Raw genomic sequence first — 21,869 nt, forward strand, 5'->3', positions numbered from 1 at the left:
GTCATAGCTAAAAGAGATAATACTTTTTTCATAACATCCTCCAAATAAAAGTTTTTTATATTTTTTCGTGTACTGAATCTAAACAAAAAATTAAGCACGGCGAGATTTAAACATGCCGAAGCAGTTTGGCGCAAACTAAATCTGTTTGGAGGAAAAAAATCTGGAATATAAGGCCCACTTGCGTGGGCCTTACTCAGGAAGGAATATCCTGCCAGGGCTAGGATTATTTAACCCCTGAACCTTGTTGGCTAGGTGAACCATAGCCTTTTGGTTTTGGATTGCCTTGGTCTGGGTCGTCCATGCAACCGCTCAAGCTTACAATCATCATCACCATAGCCAAGACAGAAAATACTTTTTTCATAACATCCTCCGATTTAAAGGTTTTTTATTTTTGTGTGTACTCAAATTCAAGCACGCAAAATTTATAGCATGACAAAACCGAGTATGCAATACCCTAGATGTTTACAAAATATCGATGTCTTTCGGCAGATTGATCTTTATGTCCTTTCCTGCCCACTGTGCGGAGCCTATTGCTTGCCATTCTCCGGCCAAGTTGCTGTTCCTGAGGTCTTTTTCCCACACAAACGGTGCTCGAATTCTCTTCATTTTGACGATAAATTGTGTGCTATCCAGCTCTAAACCGGTTTTTTTTCCCCAGAACGCCGTAACTTTCATGATGAATTTTTTCAAGCGGAGCTCGTCGATATTCGGCGTTACCGCAATGTTGGCCCACATGGAATGCACCCGTCCCCAATTCGGCGCCAACAGGCGGCCTTGCCGATCAACAAACGGTAACCATTGCTCTTCGCCGTTGGCATCCAAGTAGGTAATGGCCAGTAAACGGTCGTAGCCTTCGAAATGGTCGTGCAAATACAAGGCATGCGGAGTGATACCTAAAAACGTGTGAGACATCATCAAAACAGCATTGCTCATATCCGCCAGCATGCTGGTTATCGGCGACTGACGGGTGTTGACATGCAGTCGATACAACAAGCCATAGTGAAAGCTGCTGTTGAACTGAAACAAGATCAATACCAACAGCACTTTGCTGATTTTGTGTACGCGACTTCTGGCGGGTAGTGCATGCTCCGCCTCGAAAATTCGTTCATAAAAGCTCGGCGGCAGGTTTTCGGCTGATGTAGGCAGACAACTCACATCGCAGACCAAACGTGCACGCGAATCGGCAATTGCCCGATAACGCCCGCATATCCACTGATAAAGCAGTGGTAGCTTCATGGCCCAGCCTATCATCGCTGTATAACGCATAGAGATTAAAATCTGCGCGTAAGTATCAACGCCGGCATAAACCCGCCCGTCACTATCCACCGCGTACAAATCAGTCAGTAGCTGCTCTTCGCCCAACTCGGCTAGGGCCGGATAATCGATTGCAAACACTTGTGCGGGTTTGAAATCGACACCGTGCAAAACGTCGAAATGATTCAGCGTCAAAACCGTGCGATTGCACAATGGGCATTGTTGGTCGTAAAACACCGTCAATAATGGCTGTTTGGCGCGTAGAAACCCACCAATTTTTCTATACCAGGCAAATGGCATCACCAAGGCGTAGAAAATCAGCATCCCCATTCCGAACGGGTAGATGTTGAAGGATAGGGTAATGCCCAGATGTAAGGAAATTCCGATCAGAAAGTACAGCCATCTAAACTGGCGGCGATGGAAAAACAACAGGAAAGTAAACTGGAACACGATAATGGTGTAGCCGATGATTTTCTGCAGAATCTCGATATTTAACAGCCACGACAAATCCAGTGCGGACATGTAATACGGAATCGAAGACGGTAACCAGGCGCCCAAGCCGTTGCGCCAATGTTCGGCAAACATCTTGTGGATCGCCGAATCAAAGTATAAAAATCCCAGACAAATCGCGACCGGCAGATAATAGGTCAATGCAGACACTTCTGAAGCCTGGTATTGAGAATAATGCACGAACGGGCGCAGCAATTTTTTTCTGAGGCTATCCACAGAGAAAGCCTGATCCATCGGCATGAAGATCAGAAAAAAATTGGCGCCGATCATGAACAAATCAAAGCCGCCGTCGAAATCGCGCTGCATTGGCGTGAAATTGACGAACAGCAACCAAAAAATGTAATTTGCAATACTGGCCGCCTGGCAGCGGTAGCCGATGACCAAGCAAAACGCCACCACCGCCCACAGCCACAGGAAGAACGGAATCATCGGAAATTCGACGTCCATGAACGGGATGGGATCGAAAATCAAGTGGTTGAAATACAGCAGAAAGAAAACTTCCTGCAGCGTCACCAACCCGAACAATAGCCGGAAAAGGCCTATGCCGGTAGCGGGTACTTTTTTGGAATAAAGAGCATTTACTTTCTGAACTAACAGTTTGTACATAGCGGGTCGGCAGGCCAAAAGGCCACGGATTATAAGGTATTTAAGCTGGGCATGCTTCAGGCAAAAAAAAAGCGGCTACGGGATCTATCCGTAGCCGCTTTTTCCAGAAAAGCTTTGTAAGCGAGGGGTGTAGCTTACTCTTCGTCTTTAGGCTCAGCAAAAACCCATTTTACAAAAAAGTATCCTGCAGCGATGATAACCAGCGCTCCAATCATGCCCGACGGTTCTTTCAGCATTTCTGTTAAATCTAAGATCGCTCCCATGGGTGCCTCCTACCTTTAGTTAGTTGTTATAAAATTTGCCATGTCTTTGGCGGTCGAGCTTCATATGTTACTTTAGCCACCTTCAAAGTCAAGCAATTCATGGCTGTCGCGGAAACATCCGACCGTAATTGCCATCCAGACGGATTATGGTAGTATGCCCTCTCAACCAGATTTTTGAGAATTATAAAAATAGTTAACAGTTACAAGGGGAATAGAGATGATTGGTGGCGTAATAATGATTTTGACGGCAATCTGGGTTTATCAAACCCTGATAAAAGCCAAAACGGGTAATGTGCTGATGTGGGTAGCCGGCTGTGCCATAGTGTTCTTGGTCATTCAGGTGATGTTCTACAACATCAACATCATGATCATCGACGGTTTGGACGGTAAAGATGTCGGCGGCGAATATGATCGCGACCTGACCAGCGTCGGCGATAGAAAAACCCAGGAAGGTGCCGGCGGCTGGTTCATGCCGGTTTTCTTCGAATTACTGCCGCCGTTTGCCGGCGTACTGGCCGTGGCTTTGATTCGTTGTCAGTTTATTTTGAAACAAGCGTTGACTCCTGCCAATCTGTTCAGCGGTATCAAAGAGTTATTCGTCAGCATCAAAAACAGCTTCAAAACCTCCAGCAACTAAACAGGCTGACTCCGAAGCCCAAGGCCGCTTGGGCTTCGTTATTGACCGAAGTTCCTCAGCCGCCGGTAACTGCGGATACGATGCTGACTATCGTTAAAATAAACAACACAGTCACAATCAGCCCGACGACAATATAGGCAGGCAAAGAGCCATGCTGAAAATCAACCTCTCTGTTCTTATTGCTTTGCACGCCGATCACGGCGGCAATTACGCTTTTTACGACATGCAATAGACTGGGTTTAGACATGATTTCCCTCAAAAATTGGTTTGATAACAATACGGACTAGCCCACCCGTACATTCACCCTTGCGACCATCAGGCAGTATGAACAGCACACAAAGATTACACCAGTTATTATCTCAGCGGATTTTGTTTCTGGACGGTGCGATGGGCACCATGATACAGAGCTACAAATTGGAGGAGAAGGACTATCGCGGCGTACGCTTTGCCGACTGGCCTGTCGATCTTAAGGGTAACAACGATTTATTATCGATTACTCAGCCGGAGGTAATCAAGGCCATTCACCGAGCCTACCTGGATGCCGGTTCGGATATTCTGGAAACCAATACTTTCAATTCCACCCGTATCGCGATGGCGGATTATCGGATGGAGGATCTGGCTTACGAGATTAACGTCGCCTCAGCCCGCGTTGCCAAACAGGCCGCCGAGGAAGTCAGTGCGCTAACGCCGGACAAACCGCGCTTCGTCGCCGGTGTACTGGGCCCCACCAATCGCACCTCATCCATGTCCCCGGATGTAAATGATCCGGGCTTCCGCAACATCACGTTCGATGATTTGGTAGCCGCATACAGCGAAGCGACGCAGGGCTTGATCGATGGCGGCGCCGACATCATTCTGATCGAAACCGTATTCGACACCTTGAACGCGAAAGCGGCGATTTTCGCGGTGGAACAGACTTTCGACAAACTCGGCTACAAACTGCCGGTGATGATCTCCGGCACAATCACCGACGCCTCGGGCCGTACGCTGTCCGGACAAACCGCTGCCGCATTCTGGTATTCCTTGAAGCACGTGCAACCGATCTCGATAGGTTTCAACTGCGCGCTGGGCGCCCAGGAATTGCGCCAGTACATAGAAGAACTGTCCAACATCGCCGACACCTACGTTTCCGCTCATCCTAATGCCGGCTTGCCGAACGAATTCGGCGAATACGACGAAACGCCGGAGCAAATGGCCGCCGAATTGGCCGACTGGGCCGCCAGCGGCTACTTAAATATCATCGGCGGTTGTTGCGGCACCTCGCCCGATACCATTCGGGCCATCGTAGCCGCGCTAGACAAATATCCGCCGCGCCGGATTCCGGAATTGGAAAAACGCTGCCACCTAGCTGGCCTGGAAGCCATGAGCATCGGTCCGGAAACCTTATTCGTTAACGTCGGCGAGCGTACTAATGTTACCGGCTCTGCAGTGTTCAAAAAAATGATCATTGAAGAGCGTTACGAAGAAGCCTTGGAGGTTGCCAAGCAGCAGGTCGAAAACGGCGCACAAATCATCGACATCAATATGGACGAAGGCATGCTGGATTCTAAAGCCGCGATGGTGCGCTTTTTGAACCTGCTGGCAGCCGAGCCGGACATTGCCAAAGTACCGATCATGCTCGACTCATCCAAATGGGAGATTCTGGAAGCCGGTCTGAAATGCATCCAGGGTAAGGGTGTCGTCAACTCGATCTCCATTAAGGAAGGCGAGGAAGCGTTTATTAAGCATGCCAAGCTGGTGCGCCGTTATGGCGCGGCGGTGATCGTGATGGCGTTCGACGAACAAGGTCAGGCAGACACGATGGCGCGCAAAGTTGAAATCTGCACCCGCGCCTATAAAATTCTGACCGAACAAATCGGCTTCCCGCCGGAAGATATTATCTTCGATCCGAATATTTTCGCGGTCGCCACCGGCATCGAAGAACACAACAATTACGGCGTCGATTTCATCGAAGCCACTCGTATCATCAAACAGACTCTGCCGCACGCCTTAATTTCCGGCGGCGTCTCCAACGTGTCGTTCTCGTTCCGCGGCAACAATCCGGTGCGCGAAGCGATCCATGCGGTATTCCTGTATCACGCCGTACAAGCCGGCATGGACATGGGGATCGTCAACGCCGGCCAATTGGCGATTTACGCCGACATCCCGGAAGAACTGCGTAACGCCGTCGAAGACGTCATCCTGAACCGCACGCCGGAGGGCACTGAACAACTGCTGGCAATCGCCGAAAAATATCGCGGCAGCGGCCAGGCAGCCAAGGTGGAAACCCTGGAATGGCGGGAATGGCCGGTCACTAAACGCCTGGAACATGCGTTAGTGAAAGGCATTGCCGATTACATTGAAGAAGATACCGAAGCGGCAAGGCTGGAAGCAGAAAAACCGTTACACGTCATCGAAGGGCCTTTGATGGACGGCATGAATGTGGTCGGCGACTTGTTCGGCGAAGGCAAGATGTTTCTGCCGCAAGTGGTCAAATCGGCGCGAGTCATGAAAAAAGCCGTGGCGTATTTAATGCCGTTTATGGACGCTGAAATAGACGGCAGCGAGCGGCAAACCAACGGCAAGGTGCTGATGGCCACCGTCAAGGGTGACGTACACGACATCGGCAAAAACATCGTCGGCGTGGTATTGCAATGCAATAATTATGAAGTCATCGATTTGGGCGTGATGGTGCCGGCCGAGACGATTCTGAAAACTGCCCGCGAGCAAAATGTCGATGTGATCGGCCTCAGCGGCCTGATCACGCCGTCGCTGGATGAAATGGTGCATGTCGCCAAAGAAATGCAACGCCAAGGCTTCACGATTCCATTGATGATAGGCGGCGCGACGACTTCGCGCGCGCATACCGCCGTAAAAATTGAACCGCACTATCAGTCGCCGACCGTCTATGTCACCGATGCATCGCGCAGTGTCGGCGTGGTCAGCTCCCTGCTCAGCGACGATTTAAAAGCCGATTTCGTGGAAAAAACCCGTGCCGAGTATGAAGTGGTGCGCGAGCGTCACAAGGGGCGACACGCTAAGAATCCACAACATAATCTGGAAAAAGCCCGGCAGAACAAATTCAATTACGCCAGCCATCAGCCGGTTAAACCTAAGTTCCTCGGCACCAAGGTAGTCGATAATTTCCCGCTGGATACGCTGGTTTGGTACATCGACTGGACGCCGTTCTTCCAGACTTGGGAATTGTCCGGCAGCTATCCGGCCATTCTTAGCGATCACGTGGTTGGCGTCGAAGCCACCAAGCTATTCGAAGACGCTCAGGAGATGCTGAAACACCTGATTCGCGAGCAATGGTTGACAGCCAAGGCCGTCATAGGCTTCTTCCCGGCCAACAGCGACGGCGACGACATCGTGCTGTATACCGACGACACCCGTAGCCAGCCACGCGAAACGCTGCACCATTTGCGCCAGCAAAACGTCAAGGCGCCGGGTCGGCCAAACTACTGTCTTTCCGATTTCATCGCTCCGATCGGTAGCGGCATTGCCGACTATCTGGGAGGTTTCGCGGTGACCTCCGGTATCGGCATCGAAACCAAACTGGCCGAGTTCGAAAAAGATCATGATGACTACAGCTCCATCATGCTGAAAGCGTTAGCCGACCGTCTAGCCGAAGCCTTTGCGGAATACATGCATCAAGCCGTACGCCGGGATTACTGGGGTTATGCCGAAGATGAACAACACGATAACCACGCGCTGATCGAGGAAGCGTATCAAGGTATCCGTCCGGCGCCTGGCTATCCGGCTTGCCCAGACCACACCGAAAAAGCCAAGTTGTTCGAGTTGCTGAACGTCACCGAAAACACCACCATCGAACTAACCGAAAACTTTGCTATGTATCCGACTGCGGCGGTTAGCGGCTGGTATTTCTCGCACCCTGATTCGCAGTATTTCAACGTCGGTAAGATCGATCAGGATCAGTTGGAGGACTACGCGCGGCGCAAAGGCCTGAAGATCGAAGTGGCAGAACGTTGGTTGGCTGCGCATTTGAATCATTAGCCGCTAAAGTAATGACGGATTTTATCCTGTTCGGTACCGAAGGCTGCCATTTGTGCGAAGAGGCGGAGGCCTTATTGGTAGCCGCCGGGCTGGATTTTACCAGCAGGGACATTATGGACAACGAGCAATGGCAGGTGGAGTATGGTTTGTTGATTCCGGTGTTGTGGCACGCCCAAAGCCAAAATCAACTGAATTGGCCATTCGATAGCCTACAATTAAAAGCGTTTAGCACCGCCATCGATACAGTCGAATACTAGCCAGCACGCCGGACGCAGTATCGGTTTAGCGGTAGTCAAAGCGCAAATGCCGGAACATTCGGCGAACGATAAAATCAGCTGGGCAAAGCCCTCAGAATGGCCGGATAGTCAAAGTTATCAGCCAAATAGGCCAGGGTTTTGCGCAATTCCGGATCCTGCGGCGTTGCCAGAGCTATCGCATTTGCTATACGTTCCGGCTCCAGACTCTCCAGTGCATTTTTCAATTCCTCGCGTGCCGATGCCGGCAAGCCGGTTAACATATCCGGCGTTAATAGCGCGATTGGCCGGTTTTGTTCTGGAATGCCCTCGTAGATATAACGCACGCCCAAGTGCTTAGCCAGACAATCATAGATTTCGCTGAAGCGATAAGGCTTGCGCACAAAGTCGTTCATACCGGCTTCCAGTAGTTCGCTACGCTGCTCCAGGAATGCCGAGGCTGTGACGGCAACAATGACGACCTCCCGCCCGCCCGGCAACTCACGGATTCTTTTCGTAGCCTCCAAGCCGTCCATTACCGGCATTTGCCTATCCATCCAGATAAAGTGCGGTTGCCAGGTTTGAAATAACTCTATGCCTTCCGCACCGTTGCCGGCTACCTTGCAGGAAAACCCGACCGATTCCATCAACTTGGCTAGCAATAACTGATTTTCAGGCTGATCTTCAACGACTAATATGCGGTAATCTTTTTGCCCCTCAACTAAGCCGATGACGGCACCGGCTTCTGCTTTATCGAAGCTGCGGTCAGCAATATCCGCCTGATTCACCTCAGCGAGCGGCAAATCTATTCTAAATAAAGCGCCTTGATCGGGGTGGCTTTCCAAAGTAAGCGTACCGCCCATCAGTTCCACAAACTGGCGGGTAATGGTCAATCCCAACCCGGTGCCTTGGCTATCCCTTTGCTCGCCTAGCTGTACGAACGGTTCGAAAATACGTTGTTGATCAGCCGCCGGGATCCCCACACCGGAATCTTCGACCTCGATCTGTAGATGCGAAATGCGATTTTTACGGGTGCCTAGGCGCAACGTAACACCGCCTTGCTGCGTAAATTTAATGGCATTGCCCACCAGATTAATCAGCACTTGCCGCAAGCGGGCTTCGTCGCCGACAATGAAACGCGGAAACTGCGATGCCTGGTCGATCAATAGCCTCAGGCCTTTTTCGGCGGCGCGGACACTCATCATATCGGTAATATCGCGCACCATATTGCCCAAATCGAAAGGCGCGTTTTCCAGATGCAGACGGCCTACTTCGATTTTAGCCATTTCCAATACGTCGTTAATCAACGCCAACAAATGTTCGCCACTACGATTGATAATATCCAGGTTTTGCCTTTGCTCGTCCGACAGTTGGGGATTTTTCCGCATCAATTTCGAGAAACCGAGAATTGCGTTCAGCGGGGTACGCAATTCGTGGCTCATATTGGCCAGGAATACGCTCTTGGCCCTATTTGCCGCTTCTGCCGCATCGCGCGCTACTATCAAGTCGGCGGTACGTTGCTGGATTTCATCTTCTAGGTGTTCTTTATAGCGCCGTAATTCTTCCTCGTTTTGCTTGCGATCATTGATGTCCATGCGAATACCCAGCATGCGAATGACCTTACCGTCCGAATCGCGCTGAATACCGAAACCGCGCACATACTGCCAACGATAATTGCCGTCGGCGTGGCGCATGCGCGCTTGATATTGATATTCCGTGAAATCCGGGGACAACACGCCGCTCATGTTGTCGCTGACTTCCGCTTGATCTTCCGGATGAACGCTTTCGAACCATTCGCGCCGATCAGCCATGCCGGTCCGAGCAGGATAACCGAGCATCGTGTAATAGGTCGGCGAAGCATACCATTGGTCGTTTTTTACATCCCAGTCCCAAATCCCAACCTGGGCGGCTTCCAATGTCAACCGCAACCGCTCCTCCGAGTCGCGTAAATGTTCCTCTGTGCGTAAGCGCTCAGCCTTATCGCGGAGCACGGAAATGCCAAAGGCCAAATCTCCGGCCAACTCCTCTAACAAACGAATCTCCGCTGCCGTGATCGCGTTTTGTTCTGCTGAATAAATCGTCAGCGCGCCGAAAATATCCGCGTTTTGATCGGCCAAAGGCAAGGCAATAACCGAGCGATAGCCGCGTAGCAATGCAGCGTCTCGTGCCGAAGCCATCAGCGTATCGGTGCAGACATCCTGAACATAGACTTTTTCGCCGCTGCAAATGGCCGCCGCAGCGGGACTGTGTGCACCCGCCAGATCTCCGCAACAGTGATCGGTGGCTGCCAGGTAGCCGTCTTCAAAACCGGCCCAGGCCACCGGGCGTATTGTTTTGGGATAGCCATTTTCCAAGTAGCCGACCCACGCCATGCGATATTCGGCCTCATCGCAGACGATACGGCAGATTTCTTTGAGCAGGCTTGGTTCGTCGTCAGTACGCAGCAAGGCCTGATTGCAATTGCTGATCGCGCGCAACTCGCGATTGAGCTTGTATAAGGCCGCTTCCGTTCGCTTGGCTTCGGTGATGTCCGTGCGTAAATAAAGATAATTGCAAACCTGATAGGCTTCGTCGTAAATCGGTGACGCGGTGATCTGTTCCCAGCGCAACTCGCCGTTTTTGTGGCGATTGGTCAGCGAGGATTTCCATAGTTTGCCTGCTGCCAATTTTGCCTGGCAGGCTTGGTACTCGTCGGCAGTTATTTCACTGGACAATAATCCGCGAGGCGTCATTTTGTAAGCCTCGCCGAACGTATAACCGGTAATGCGCGTGTAAGCGTGGTTGGTATAGGTCAATATGCCCTGAAGGTCGGTAATCTGGATGCCGGTCGGATTCTGATCCGCCGCTTGCGCCAGCCGATTGATTTCGGTGGCGAATAGGTGGCGTTCTGTAATGTCGCGGTTAGTGATGCGCCGGCCTCGGTAGTTATTGTCCGCCCCGAACACGGCCTGGCAACAATGCGAGATCCAGCGTATTTCGCCATCGCGGCGGACAATGCGAAAGTCTACTTCAGCGAGGCGTAAATGCTCGACATCGTGGCGATGATCGGTCATTAAGTGCCGGTCGTCGGCATGTATGATGCGCGGCAATAACCCGGCATCGGCCATAAACTCCTCGGCCGCATAGCCGGTAACCCGCAAGCTGGAAGGCGTCATATACAAAATCTGCTGATCGTCGCCTTCCCAATATTCCCAGTCGTAGGTGTAGTCCGCGACGGTATGGAACTTTTCCTCTTCGGCCGCCAACTTGGCGGCAACCTGCAATTGCTTTCGCCACGCACCGACGATGAATCGGGCGCTACTAACCGAAATCAAGGCAAACAGAAGAACCAGTCCGGCCATTTCCAGGACTTCATTCCACCACTCCGCCAGAAAATCGTCCCTAGCCAGGCCGACGCTCACCCATAGCGGGTAGGCGTCTAGTTTGCGAAAAGATACCACCCTGGCGGTATTGTCGAAGCTGAGAGGCGTGTGAAAGACACCCGAGGTGTGTCCGGATGCGAGCATCCGGCGAAATTCCGGCGAAATGGTTTTATCACCAATCACGCTGCCGGGCTCTGCATGGACGGGATGACGAACGATCAAGCCCATGTCCGCATCTCTCAGGTTAATCGCCCCGCGACTGCCAATATCAACGTTGGAAATCGCTTTTCCAAGGTTATCCAATGAAACATTGGCAAAAACCACGCCGGCAAAACTGCCGTCGGCACGGTTAAGGCGGCGCGCAAAATTAACCACCCAAACCTTATTGACATGAGACATCACCGGTTTGTTAATAAATAACCCAAGCGCCGGATTATCGCGCAAACTAGAAAAATAGAGTCGATCCGCCATGCTGAGCCGCGTATCTTTAGGCACATCCACGCCATAGACTAGCCAACCCTGCTCGTCGGTAGCCCTAAGCCCGATAACCCATGGCAAACGCGATTGTAAGCGCTGCATAAAAACCGACAGCGCCTCGGCATCAACGCTCCCCAAAGCCTGTTGCCGCTGGATTTCCTCCACAGCCACCAACACGCCTAAGTCGACCTTTTCGATCAGGCTATCTAAGTTTTGCGCGATAACCTTGGTCAGGTTCTGCGTCGTGATTTCGGCGCGCTCTTGATATTTGTCGAAGCTGCGATACAGCGCAAATCCCACGGTGACGATAACCAACAGATTAAGCAGTACCGCCCCGGCAACCAGCCGCCTGGAGATATTGTTTGGAAAATCAAGCTGACCTGACATAGCTGAACTCACAAGACTGTTGTGGTTTACGGGCTGCCCTGAGGTAGTTTCGGGCAAACGGTCTCATCGTATTCCTTCCATTCGCCAAAGCGCGCGGCTAAACGCGTAAGGAGCCGATCAAGCAGGCAGGCTGTAATCCCGTTCCCGAAAGAGCTTTAAACAAATCTCGACTACCTCGGAGTTATACAACACACCGCGATTGTCGGAAATTTCCTGTAAAGCGACATCCAAGCCCAAACCGGCGCGGTAGGGGCGATGAGACTTCATCGCTTCCACCACATCGGCAACCGCCAGAATCTCCGCTTCCAGTAAAATCTCTCCTTTTTTAAGGCCGCACGGGTAACCACTGCCGTTGGGGCGTTCGTGATGTTGCAAGACGATTTGCGCGATTGGCCAGGGGAAATTGATGGATTTGAGGATGTCGTAGCCAGTTTCGGCGTGTCGCTTGATCAGGCTGAATTCCAAATCGTCCAGCCGTCCGGGCTTGCAAAGTATTTCGGCGGGAATCCGAATTTTGCCTATATCGTGTACCACGCTCGCCAAGGTCAGCCCCTCTATCCGCTCTTCCGGCAATTGCAAGCCGCGAGCGATGGCGGTGGCGAGGTGGGCAACGCGGCGCTGATGGCCAGCGGTGTAGGGGTCGCGCGCTTCGATAGTAGCCGCAATCGCCGTGACGAAATCCAGCATGCCGGCGCGCAACTTTTTCTCGCTTTCCATGAGTTTACGGGTTCGCTCTTCCACCTGTTCCTCCAGATGGTTGCGCAGGCGGTCAAACTCCAAATGAGTGCGCACCCTAACCAATAATTCGTCGCGCTGATAGGGCTTGGTGACGAAATCCACTGCGCCCAAGTCAAAGCCGCGCACTTTTTCGTCGGTATCCATGATCGCGCTGACGAAGATGACCGGCACATCGCAAGTATTCGGGTTAGCCTTCAGTTGTCGACAAACTTCGAAGCCATCCATCTCCGGCATGCGAATGTCCAACAGCACCAGTTCCGGTGGATTCTTCAACGCGGAATTCAACGCCAATTGCCCACTGATCGCCGAGCGAACTTCGTAGCCTTCGTCCTTCAGAATATCCGTTAATAATTTTAAGGACGCCGGGGTGTCGTCAACGGCGAGAATCTTGCCTTTATGTGTCATAAAATTCTTTGATCGGTTTGCCGCAACGCTTTCAGGATACCCTGCCAAACGCAGTTTTCAGCAAAATATACCAATGTTTTCCGGGGCTGAAGCAATCTCGTGCGCCGCGCCGGAAGGTGGATTCATTTGGAACCGTTTTGGACGCCGCCCGATTCTGAATGGCGCCGGTCTAGCCGACTCCGTAGGACATTATAGTTTACGCCCCACGACCCGGCAGGACGCGGGTAAGTTTATTGAAACTGCCGGTATGCGGCTATTTTTGTAAATACTCTAAAGTTATCGGCTTGCTGTTCGATAACCTAGCATGCCTGCACGTTGCCTTAAGGCGACTGCTTTCCTAAACCAACCCGACGAGGCCACGTCATGCTTGATTCCGTCTCTTCCATCGCCGCACTGGCGACGCAAATGTCCACCCAAAAAACCGCTCAGCAAGTTGAAGTGGCCATGCTGGTTAAAGCCAAGGAAATGCAGGAGCAACAAGGGCAGAACGCCTTGAAGTTATTGGAGTCGGCCAGTGTACCCAGTAACGGGATCGATGTCCGGGTTTGAGCGGCACAAGGTTGGCGAAACTTAGCCGCCTTGCTTGTCCTGCATCGCCAAAGCCGCCTGATACAAGGTTTTTTTGCGCTGGCCGGTAATCTCTGCCGCCAGTGCGGCGGCGGTTTTGGTAGAACATTCTGTGAGCAATATGCCCAAAATCCGCCGCTGCTCGTCGGTTAATTCATCATCTTGCTCAACATGCTCGCGACCAGCTACCAACACTACGAATTCACCCTTGCGCATGTTTTCGTCGGTCTGTACTTTTTCTAATACTTTGGCCAGTTCGTCGCCGACAATCGTTTCATGCAATTTGGTGATCTCGCGGGCCACGACGATTTGATGCTCGGCCGGAAATACCGTGAGCATGTCTTCCAGCGCGGCCTGGATGCGGTGGCTGGATTCGTAAAAGGCCCATGTGGAAACATCGGCGAGTTTACTTTCGAAAAAGCTGCGCCGGGCCGAGCCGGTGCGCGGCAGAAAACCTTCGAAACTGAAACGGCTGGTTGGCAAGCCCGCCACCGACAGGGCTGCGATCAGCGCGCAGGCACCGGGTATCGGACACACCTCCACACCTTGCTGTCTGGCCAGTTTGACTAAAGGGAAGCCGGGATCGCTGATCATCGGCGTGCCGGCATCGGACACCAAGGCCACCGACTGGCCATCGCGAATTTTATCTACCAGGCCTTGCGAAGCATGGTCTTCATTATGTTGATGCAGCGATTGCAGCGGCTTATTGATACCGTAATGTTGCAGCAACATCTTGACGTGGCGGGTATCTTCGGCGGCAATCAAATCCACCTGCTTTAAGACGTCCACCGCCCGAAAGCTGAAATCGGCCAGATTACCTATTGGCGTGGCAACCACGTATAATTTTCCGTACATTTATTCTTCAGGCCCTATGCTATGTCTGATCGCAAATTTGCCGTCATTATGCCGCGTCGTGTTTTAAGCTGCTGGTTTTTCGGCCTGTTGTTGCTAGCGGCTTGCAGCGAACAACCGGTCAAAAACAAGACCCAGTTGGAAGTGCGCCCGCAACCCAGCGCCCGAAGAACCAAACCGGCCGAACCGCCGCGCAGTTACCGGATGGCCGATAATCAAAACAGCCTGCATCTGCTGGATGCCGACACCCGCCTGCAAGCCGGCGACACCCAGGCTGCGCAAAAAGCCTTGGATAAGATCAACGCCGAACAGTTACCACCGGAGCTGTTCAGCAAATATAAATTGCTCCAAGCCCAGGTAGCGTTGAGTATGGGTGATGCGGAACAAGCCTTGAAAAAGCTGGAGGGTGTGCGGCCCGCCATACTGACCGATGCCGATCAAATTGCTTATTACCAATCGGCGGCCTTCGTGCATGCGTTGTTGGGCGACGTATTGCCCAGCGTCAGGGCGCGCCTAAAATTGGGCCGACTGTTGCAAAAACCGGATCAGCAAAAGCAAAACATTATCGCCATCCTTGATGCGCTTAGTGTGTTGCCTCTGGAAACCCTTAGCGGTCCGTCACCTATCGTTGACGAACTGAGCGGCTGGATGGCCTTGGCTAAAATTCTTAAGCAACGCAACGTGACCGGTTTCGACACAGCCGGACAAATCCAGCAATGGCGGCAAATGTTTCCCGGTCATCCGGCCAACGCCGATTATCTACAAGCCTATCTGAATCCACCTCCTGTCAATCAGCAAGCGGCCCAAGAACCGGAACAGCCCGCGCAACCGCCAGCCCCGGGAGCTACGATTGCGGTGCTGTTGCCCAGCTCGGGCTCTTATGCCAGCGCGGCTAAAGCTATCAGGGAAGGATTAACGGTAGCCCATCGTCTGGCCGCCAGCGCCGCGCCGCAAATGCCGCTAAAATATTACGACAGCGAAAAAGACGATATAGCCAATGTCTATCGACAAGCGGTTAGTGACGGCGCCAAACAGGTAATAGGGCCTTTGGTGAAGGAACAGATCCAAAGCCTGGCTCAATCCGCCGAATTAACCGTGCCGGTGCTGGCACTGAACCATGTGGAAAACCTAAGCAAAACCAATCTGTATCAATTCGGCCTCAGTCCGATAGACGACGCGGAACAATTGGTGCAAAAAGCCAAGCGTGACGGCCAACAGAACGCCGTGCTGTTGACACCGGACACCACCCAAGGCCAACGCGTGCGCCATTATCTGATGTCGGCATGGCAAGCAGTTGGCGGAGCTGTGGTTGGGGTGGAGAGCTACGATCCGAAACAACACGATTTTGCAGCGATTGTAAAAAACTTACTCAGCCCCAGCGTCAGCGTGAACGGCCAGAAACAATCATTGGCCTTGTTCGTTAGTGCGAGCCCGGAATTGGCTCGTGAGTTGGCGCCGCAATTAAAGTACTCGCAAAGTAGCGAATTATCGGTTTATGCGATGCCGAATATCTACAGTGGTCGGCAAAATCCGGTTCGCGACAGCGAATTAGGTAAGATTAATTTCTGCGATCTGCCCTGGGTGTTCGGCGACGCCTACACCGGAGCGCTCAGCCAACAAGCCGTGCAGAATACTTGGCAAAGTCTCAGCGATAGCCAGGTTAAACTGGTGGCTTTGGGCATAGATGCCTATAACATCATCGGCCAATTACCGCAGTTGGCCGGATCGTCTTACGCCGGCGCAACCGGTCGCTTGTCTTTAAACAACGAGAATCGCGTTACCCGCAAACTGGTCTGTGCTCAATTTAAAGGCGGCGTGCCGGTCGCCTCGGGATTTGTCGAATAGTATGTTATTCGGCAAAGCCAAGCCAGCCCACTTGCAAAAGGGCGATAGTGCCGAACAATTAGCCTCGGCCTATTTGCAAAAGCAAGGCCTGGAATGGGTGTGCAGCAACTTCCGCTGCAAAATGGGCGAGCTGGATTTAGTGATGAAAGACCGCGCGGCGCTGGTGATTGTGGAAGTACGCTTTCGAAAATCCGAGCAATTCGGCGGTGCGCTAGCCAGTATCACTCGGCAAAAACAGGCGCGCATCGTCGCTGCCACACAACACTATGTCATAATCAACAACCTGAGCAACGTCTCGATTCGCTTCGACGTAGTTGCTGTATCCGGCGACAACCGTCTGGAATGGATCAAAAACGCTTTTCAAACCTGAGTACTATGAGTTTACAAGACCGCATCATCGCCCACTTTTCCGACAGCATTCAAACCAAACAGGATGCGATGGCCAGCTTGTGCGAGCTGATCGAGTTCGCCTCGCAAAAAATCGTCGAAGCGCTGGTAAACGATAAAAAAGTGCTGACGTGCGGCAACGGCGGTTCGGCGGGCGATGCGCAGCATTTTTCTTCGGAAATGTTGAATCGATTCGAACGGGAACGTCCCGCTTTGCCGGCGATTGCGTTGAGCACCGATACCTCAACCATCACCTCTATCGCCAACGACTACCATTACGACGAAATCTTCGCTAAGCAGTTACGCGCGCTAGGACAGGCTGGCGACATCTTGCTGGTCTACACCAGTAGCGGTAACTCCGGCAATATTATCAAAGCCGTTAAGGTTGCCCATGACCGCGACATGACGGTCATCGCGCTAAGCGGCAAAGACGGCGGTGTATTGGCTGGCGCGCTGAACGAAGCCGATATCGAAATCCGCGTACCGTCTTATTCCACCGCCCGCATTCAGGAAGTGCATTTGTTGATCTCGCATTGCCTATGCGATTTGATCGATCATCAATTATTTGGCGGCTAAGGCCCAGGCGCCCGTTGTCACTCAATCGGATAAACGGGCGCTTTGCATACTTTATTACCTGACGTAATGTAGTTTTTGCCCCAACATTTCGGCAGTTACCAGCACTACCCCGCCGTCGCTGACATAAAATCTGTTTTTGTCGTCGTCAAGATTCTCGCCAATCACCGTGCCGGCCGGCACCTCACAACCTTTTTCAACGATGGCTTTGGTAATCCGGCAATTTTGGCCTATGCATACTTGCGGCAACAGAATGCTGTCTTTGATAAGCGCTGATTCGTTTACTGTGACATTGGAGAACACCATGGAATGCTGAATGGTTGCGCCGGAAATAATAGAGCCTCCCGCAATCATCGAATCCACGGCCAGGCCGCGCCGACCGTTGTCGTCGAACACAAATTTGGCCGGCGGCGTTTGTTCCTGATAGGTCCATATTGGCCAGGACGTATCGTATAAATTCAAATCCGGTTTGACGCCGATTAGCTCCAAATTGGACGCCCAATAAGCGTCTATAGTCCCGACATCGCGCCAATAGCTCTGTTGGCCGCTTTGTAAATCCAAAAAGGGATAAGCATTAACAATATGATCGTCGATGACGGCGGGAATAATATCTTTACCAAAATCGTTGGTGGAATTTTCAGTGTGGGAGTCTTTAATTAATTGCTGCCATAAAAAATCGGCGTTAAAGATATAAATACCCATGGAGGCCAATGCGGTGTTGGTTCTACCCGGCATCACAGGGGGATTGGCAGGTTTTTCGACAAATGCCCGGACACGGCGATTTGCATCCACATCCATCACGCCAAAAGCGGAGGCGTCTTTTAACGAAACTTCCAGACAGCCTATGGTTAAATCGGCATTTTTTTCGACGTGGTCGATTAACATGGCCGCATAATCCATTTTGTAAATATGATCGCCGGCCAGAATTAAAATATGCTGGGGTTGGCGGGCCCGCAGAATGTCGATATTTTGCAAGACGGCGTCGGCGGTGCCTTTATACCAGGAGGTCTCGTCTATACGTTGTTGCGCCGGCATGATGTCGACATATTCGCCGAATTCGCCGCGCATGAATCCCCAGCCTTTTTGGATATGCCGAATCAGCGAATCGGCTTTGTATTGCGTCATCACGCCGATTTTACGGATACCGGAATTCACGCAATTGGATAACGGAAAATCGATAATCCGAAACTTGCCGCCAAAAGGCACGGCGGGCTTGGCGCGCCAATCTGTCATATTCATTAAGCGCGAACCGCGTCCGCCGGCAAGAATTAGAGCAATAGTATTTTTGGTTAATTGATGGATATTGTGTGTGGGCGCTGACATGGTTAAATCTTTAGAAAAATAAACTGCTGGCCGAATAGGTTTTATAGGGTATATCAAGTTTTCCCAAGGCTTTTTCAAACCTAAAAATTAACGGCGAAAACTCAAAATACACGCATTGTTTCAAGCGAAGCAAACGCGCTTGAGTTGCTAATATCCGGAGTGATATGTAGTTCGATAATACTTACCGCGGGCAAGTCGACAACGTGTTGTTCCGACTCCGCTGTGCAGCCTTGCGGATTAAAATGCCATTGTTGGCGGACGATTTCGCGAAACAGCTGTCCGTTATCTGCAGAAATACGAAGGACGTATTCTTGTGTTCTGGCTATAGCCGATTCCAAAAAATCCAGTTGAATACATTGCACAGGCTGGGCCTGCTTAAACAGTAACCGGATAACTTGTGATCCCGGCATGCCCGCCCTCCACCCGCCGCTAAAGCCAGGCAGTAGCGCGGCTTCGATAGGGTGCTCCTGGTCCTCGGACGAGACTTCAACGTCAACAAGTGCATCTAAATTCAACTGCTCTGTCATTAAACAGGCTGTGTCGAGCCGACTGTCACCGATAATTCTTTTTTGCATGGTTTACCTGGAGTAGGACTGTGTTAATCAGTCGAAATGATTTGAATCCGGTTTTTGTTTGTCGGGATTGATTGAAATCTTTAACTTGAGTGCGATTGCTCCGTAATTGAATAGGTAAGCACCGCATGCCTAACATCGCGCTGTTTAGAAATAAGGAATGTCGGCATGGCTCGGTCCCGGTGAGAGCTGAGTGTTTTACTGCGAATTTGCCTGGCGGCAATTGCTGATTGCAAATGGCTGTTGCTCCCAAACCGCAGCAGAAAAATATGGGCGCTTCCTTGCGCCCCAAGTAGAGAGGGAGGATTAACCCTTTAAAAAGCTGGCCATGATGCCCGCCGGGTCAATACCTTGATGCGGGAATTGCTCCCACAAACCGCCGCAACCTTCTTTATGCGTCGCAATATAAGCGTATTTTGGTGTGTAGCCACGCTCCAGCAACCATGTGCCCATGCGGCTCCCCAAACCGGTTTTGCGGTTGAAGGATTCAACCACCATCACTTTCGGTGACTTGCCGATTTTGGCCAGCATGTCTTCATCAATGACGTTCAAGGTCGCTTTGTTGATCAAGCCTACATCGACGCCTTGTTGTTTCAGACGCTCGACGGCATCCAGGGCTCGGTACAAGGCTTCGCCGAAGCTGACGATATAACCCGCCGTACCTTCGCGAATGACCTCGTCTTTGCCGGGCACGAATTTATAATCGCCGCCGAAGAACTCATTGCCGTTGCTATCCAGAATGGTCGGCACTTTGGAACGGGTGGAGAAGATAAAACGCAAGCCCGGATCGAAGAAGACTTTTTCCACGCACGCTTTCATTTGCAACGGATCTGCAGGGAAATACAGTTTGGTTTCGTAGCCGTCGCTTAAACCGTTATCGGCGAACATATTGTTCAAACCGAAATGGCAGGTGTTGTCGGCCATGTCGTCGATACCGGAATGCGAGAAGTGGCTCAGCACGTTGGATTTGTTCAACCTGGCCATGGTGATTTCGGACATCAGCATTTCCAAGAATGCGCTGAAGGTGCCGAAAATACCTTGTTTGCCTGCTTCCATACCAAAACCGGCTGCAGCGGAGAAGTTACCACGCTCCATGATGCCGGAGGAGATAAACACTTCCGGGAAGGCTTTATGGATCTTGAACAGCCCGCAAGAGCCTTCCAAGTCACTGTCCACTACCCGCACTTTGGCAACCCGTTCCGCTTCGCTCAAGCGTCCTAGCACTTCAACGCAAGCATCACCGAAGACGTTGCGGTTGGCATCCCATTTATCGCTGGAACCCAAAAATACCGCGTCGTTTTTCGGTGCTTTGACTTCGCGCAATGCATCGGCAGCGGCTTGTTGGCCGTGCGATTCAAGATATTCCAGCGCCACTTTCACCGACACAACGTCGTGACCGTGGGTCGAGCCTTCCAAACCGACAATGCCAGGGCACATCGGGCGGTGGTTGATGACCGCAACCGGACCTGGAGTGTTAATGGCGGTGATAATGCGTTTGTACAAATCGTCCAGATCTTCGCCGTCGCCTTCCAGCACAGTGACGCCTTGACCGGCCAAGGTTTTGGCAGTGCTACAGCCTTTCAAATACTCGGATGGGTGGCCGGCGATGGTGACGTTGTTGTCGTCGATGATCAGTTTAACGTTCAGGCCTTGCGCCACAGCCAGACGCGCGGCTTCGGCGTCGTTACCTTCCTGTTGTGAGCCGTCCGAACCCAAGCAGAAAACGGTTTTGGCCGGGTTGGCGATGGCTACGCCGTTGACATACGGCCACATGTGGCCCAAACGACCAGAGCTGAATTTCACGCCGGGGGTGAAATCCAATTCCGGGTGGCCCGGCAAATGCGAATGTGCGGCACGGTATTCTATCAAGCGTTCTGCCGGTAAATCGCCGTTCAGGGTGGACATCAAATACTGGGTGGCGACACGGTGACCGGCTTCATCAAAGAAGATAGGCACAAAATCATTGGAACTATGGAATAGTGCATCCATGATCATGACTTCCGGCACGGTATCGTATGGACCGCCGGTATGACCGCCTACACCGCGAGCTGCACCGTTGGCTGTGAAATAGACAATCGCATCACGGCACAACTGAATGTTGGCTTTCAGGCTGGCACGTTGTGCATCGGTCAAGGTTGGGTTTTTTGGATCTAAGCTGATGCGCTGATAAGCGCCAAGATCGATTGGAAATTTGGACATAACTAATCTCATGGTGAGGACATTATTTTTATAGACGCGTATCTAGTTGTTACGCTGTCATTTTTAAACGCGACATAGAACAAAGATAATATTTAGCCCCGGCAAATATCCGTTGCTAATTAACTACAATAACGCTGCTTTTTTACACAAGCCGTTGCTATTTTGTAGTCTCAAATTTGTTTTTCATGCCGTCATATCGAACCTTACACCCATTAAAACGGGCTTTGCAAGACTTATTAAATACCTACTAATCTGTATATAAATTGAAACGGATAGCCTGTATAGCTGTGAGACAAGTAACAGAATACGTTCTATGGAAAATCAATTAGTTATTCAAGCCGTTTCTACTACCTGGGGATTATAAGCTGCAAAAAATTTATTTTATTTTTTGCGGCGGCGCGGCTTTGCGGGACAAATTGAATGGATTGTAGTGTGTTGCCGAAATACGCCTCACCTATACACAACCCCAAATCGCAAGCAGAAAAATATCAAACAGCTCATCGGCGGGATAAGAGCGCGGCCTTGGAACCATTAGCTTCGTTCTAGCTCTAATAGGTAAGTTCAAAGATGACTCTAGCCCAAGACAAGGGGGCGGCAAGGAATCGCAAAACGGCGCACGTGGTTTGTCCAAAAGGAAAGGTCACATTAGTTGTATTTATCCGAAACGTGGACTATGTTTCCAG

17 protein-coding genes are annotated in these 21,869 nt (G+C 51.5%); 7 read left to right on the forward strand and 10 right to left on the reverse strand.

Annotated features, from left to right (window positions below):
- Nucleotides 1-223 precede the first annotated feature (223 nt).
- The 3 genes from ACR64Q_RS21880 to ACR64Q_RS21890 form a co-directional block, all read right to left on the reverse strand.
- On the reverse strand, nucleotides 224-361 hold the full coding sequence (locus ACR64Q_RS21880; RefSeq protein WP_020483805.1) for a hypothetical protein: 138 nt from the start codon (nucleotides 359-361) through the stop codon (nucleotides 224-226).
- 101 nt (nucleotides 362-462) lie between these two features.
- Nucleotides 463-2,370: a DCC1-like thiol-disulfide oxidoreductase family protein gene (locus ACR64Q_RS21885; protein WP_313733141.1), complete on the reverse strand. Its 1,908-nt coding sequence runs from the start codon at nucleotides 2,368-2,370 to the stop codon at nucleotides 463-465.
- A 134-nt stretch (nucleotides 2,371-2,504) separates the two neighbouring features.
- Nucleotides 2,505-2,633 (reverse strand): hypothetical protein, encoded by a 129-nt coding sequence (locus ACR64Q_RS21890; protein ID WP_020483807.1) that lies wholly within the window; start codon nucleotides 2,631-2,633, stop codon nucleotides 2,505-2,507.
- 235 nt (nucleotides 2,634-2,868) lie between these two features.
- Here ACR64Q_RS21890 and ACR64Q_RS21895 point away from each other — a divergent pair, with 235 nt between their 5' ends.
- Nucleotides 2,869-3,270, forward strand: coding sequence for a hypothetical protein (locus ACR64Q_RS21895; RefSeq protein ID WP_020483808.1), 402 nt, complete (start codon nucleotides 2,869-2,871; stop codon nucleotides 3,268-3,270).
- A 55-nt stretch (nucleotides 3,271-3,325) separates the two neighbouring features.
- Here the strand turns inward: ACR64Q_RS21895 and ACR64Q_RS21900 are convergent, their stop codons facing one another.
- Nucleotides 3,326-3,517, reverse strand: a complete 192-nt coding sequence (locus ACR64Q_RS21900; RefSeq protein WP_020483809.1) for a DUF2970 domain-containing protein — start codon at nucleotides 3,515-3,517, stop codon at nucleotides 3,326-3,328.
- Between the two features lie 77 nt (nucleotides 3,518-3,594).
- On the opposite strand from ACR64Q_RS21900, the gene metH reads away from it, so the two are divergent.
- Complete coding sequence (gene metH, locus ACR64Q_RS21905; protein ID WP_313733142.1) at nucleotides 3,595-7,266, forward strand: methionine synthase; 3,672 nt, start codon at nucleotides 3,595-3,597, stop codon at nucleotides 7,264-7,266.
- A gap of 11 nt (nucleotides 7,267-7,277) precedes the next feature.
- Nucleotides 7,278-7,523, forward strand: a complete 246-nt coding sequence (locus ACR64Q_RS21910; RefSeq protein ID WP_313733143.1) for a glutaredoxin family protein — start codon at nucleotides 7,278-7,280, stop codon at nucleotides 7,521-7,523.
- 74 nt (nucleotides 7,524-7,597) lie between these two features.
- Here ACR64Q_RS21910 and ACR64Q_RS21915 read toward each other — a convergent pair whose 3' ends face one another.
- Nucleotides 7,598-11,725, reverse strand: coding sequence for a PAS domain-containing protein (locus ACR64Q_RS21915; RefSeq protein ID WP_313733144.1), 4,128 nt, complete (start codon nucleotides 11,723-11,725; stop codon nucleotides 7,598-7,600).
- Between the two features lie 117 nt (nucleotides 11,726-11,842).
- Nucleotides 11,843-12,868, reverse strand: coding sequence for an HD domain-containing phosphohydrolase (locus tag ACR64Q_RS21920; protein WP_020483813.1), 1,026 nt, complete (start codon nucleotides 12,866-12,868; stop codon nucleotides 11,843-11,845).
- A 363-nt stretch (nucleotides 12,869-13,231) separates the two neighbouring features.
- Between ACR64Q_RS21920 and ACR64Q_RS21925 the strand changes: the two genes are divergently transcribed.
- Nucleotides 13,232-13,417, forward strand: coding sequence for a YjfB family protein (locus tag ACR64Q_RS21925; protein ID WP_020483815.1), 186 nt, complete (start codon nucleotides 13,232-13,234; stop codon nucleotides 13,415-13,417).
- A gap of 21 nt (nucleotides 13,418-13,438) precedes the next feature.
- On the opposite strand, the gene rsmI is transcribed toward ACR64Q_RS21925, so the two are convergent.
- Nucleotides 13,439-14,290 carry a 16S rRNA (cytidine(1402)-2'-O)-methyltransferase gene (gene rsmI / locus ACR64Q_RS21930; protein WP_313733145.1) on the reverse strand — a complete coding sequence of 284 codons (852 nt, stop codon included), beginning with the start codon at nucleotides 14,288-14,290 and terminating at the stop codon, nucleotides 13,439-13,441.
- A 21-nt stretch (nucleotides 14,291-14,311) separates the two neighbouring features.
- On the opposite strand from rsmI, the gene ACR64Q_RS21935 reads away from it, so the two are divergent.
- From ACR64Q_RS21935 to ACR64Q_RS21945, 3 genes are read left to right on the forward strand one after another with little or no spacing between them, the layout of a single operon-like run.
- Nucleotides 14,312-16,132 carry a penicillin-binding protein activator gene (locus tag ACR64Q_RS21935; RefSeq protein WP_313733146.1) on the forward strand — a complete coding sequence of 607 codons (1,821 nt, stop codon included), beginning with the start codon at nucleotides 14,312-14,314 and terminating at the stop codon, nucleotides 16,130-16,132.
- Between the two features lies 1 nt (nucleotide 16,133).
- Nucleotides 16,134-16,502: a YraN family protein gene (locus tag ACR64Q_RS21940; RefSeq protein WP_313733147.1), complete on the forward strand. Its 369-nt coding sequence runs from the start codon at nucleotides 16,134-16,136 to the stop codon at nucleotides 16,500-16,502.
- Nucleotides 16,503-16,507: 5 nt separating this feature from the next.
- Complete coding sequence (locus ACR64Q_RS21945) at nucleotides 16,508-17,095, forward strand: phosphoheptose isomerase (RefSeq protein ID WP_020483819.1); 588 nt, start codon at nucleotides 16,508-16,510, stop codon at nucleotides 17,093-17,095.
- A 54-nt stretch (nucleotides 17,096-17,149) separates the two neighbouring features.
- Here ACR64Q_RS21945 and glgC read toward each other — a convergent pair whose 3' ends face one another.
- The 3 genes from glgC to ACR64Q_RS21960 form a co-directional block, all read right to left on the reverse strand.
- The gene (gene glgC / locus ACR64Q_RS21950; protein WP_020483820.1) at nucleotides 17,150-18,415 is read right to left on the reverse strand and encodes a glucose-1-phosphate adenylyltransferase; all 1,266 of its coding nucleotides are present in this window, start codon (nucleotides 18,413-18,415) and stop codon (nucleotides 17,150-17,152) included.
- Nucleotides 18,416-18,516: 101 nt separating this feature from the next.
- Nucleotides 18,517-18,990, reverse strand: a complete 474-nt coding sequence (locus ACR64Q_RS21955) for a hypothetical protein (RefSeq protein ID WP_026602917.1) — start codon at nucleotides 18,988-18,990, stop codon at nucleotides 18,517-18,519.
- 303 nt (nucleotides 18,991-19,293) lie between these two features.
- Complete coding sequence (locus ACR64Q_RS21960; protein WP_313733148.1) at nucleotides 19,294-21,186, reverse strand: transketolase C-terminal domain-containing protein; 1,893 nt, start codon at nucleotides 21,184-21,186, stop codon at nucleotides 19,294-19,296.
- Between the last annotated feature and the right edge of the window lie 683 nt (nucleotides 21,187-21,869).

The sequence above is a fragment of the Methylomonas sp. 2F7 genome, assembly GCF_057126975.1.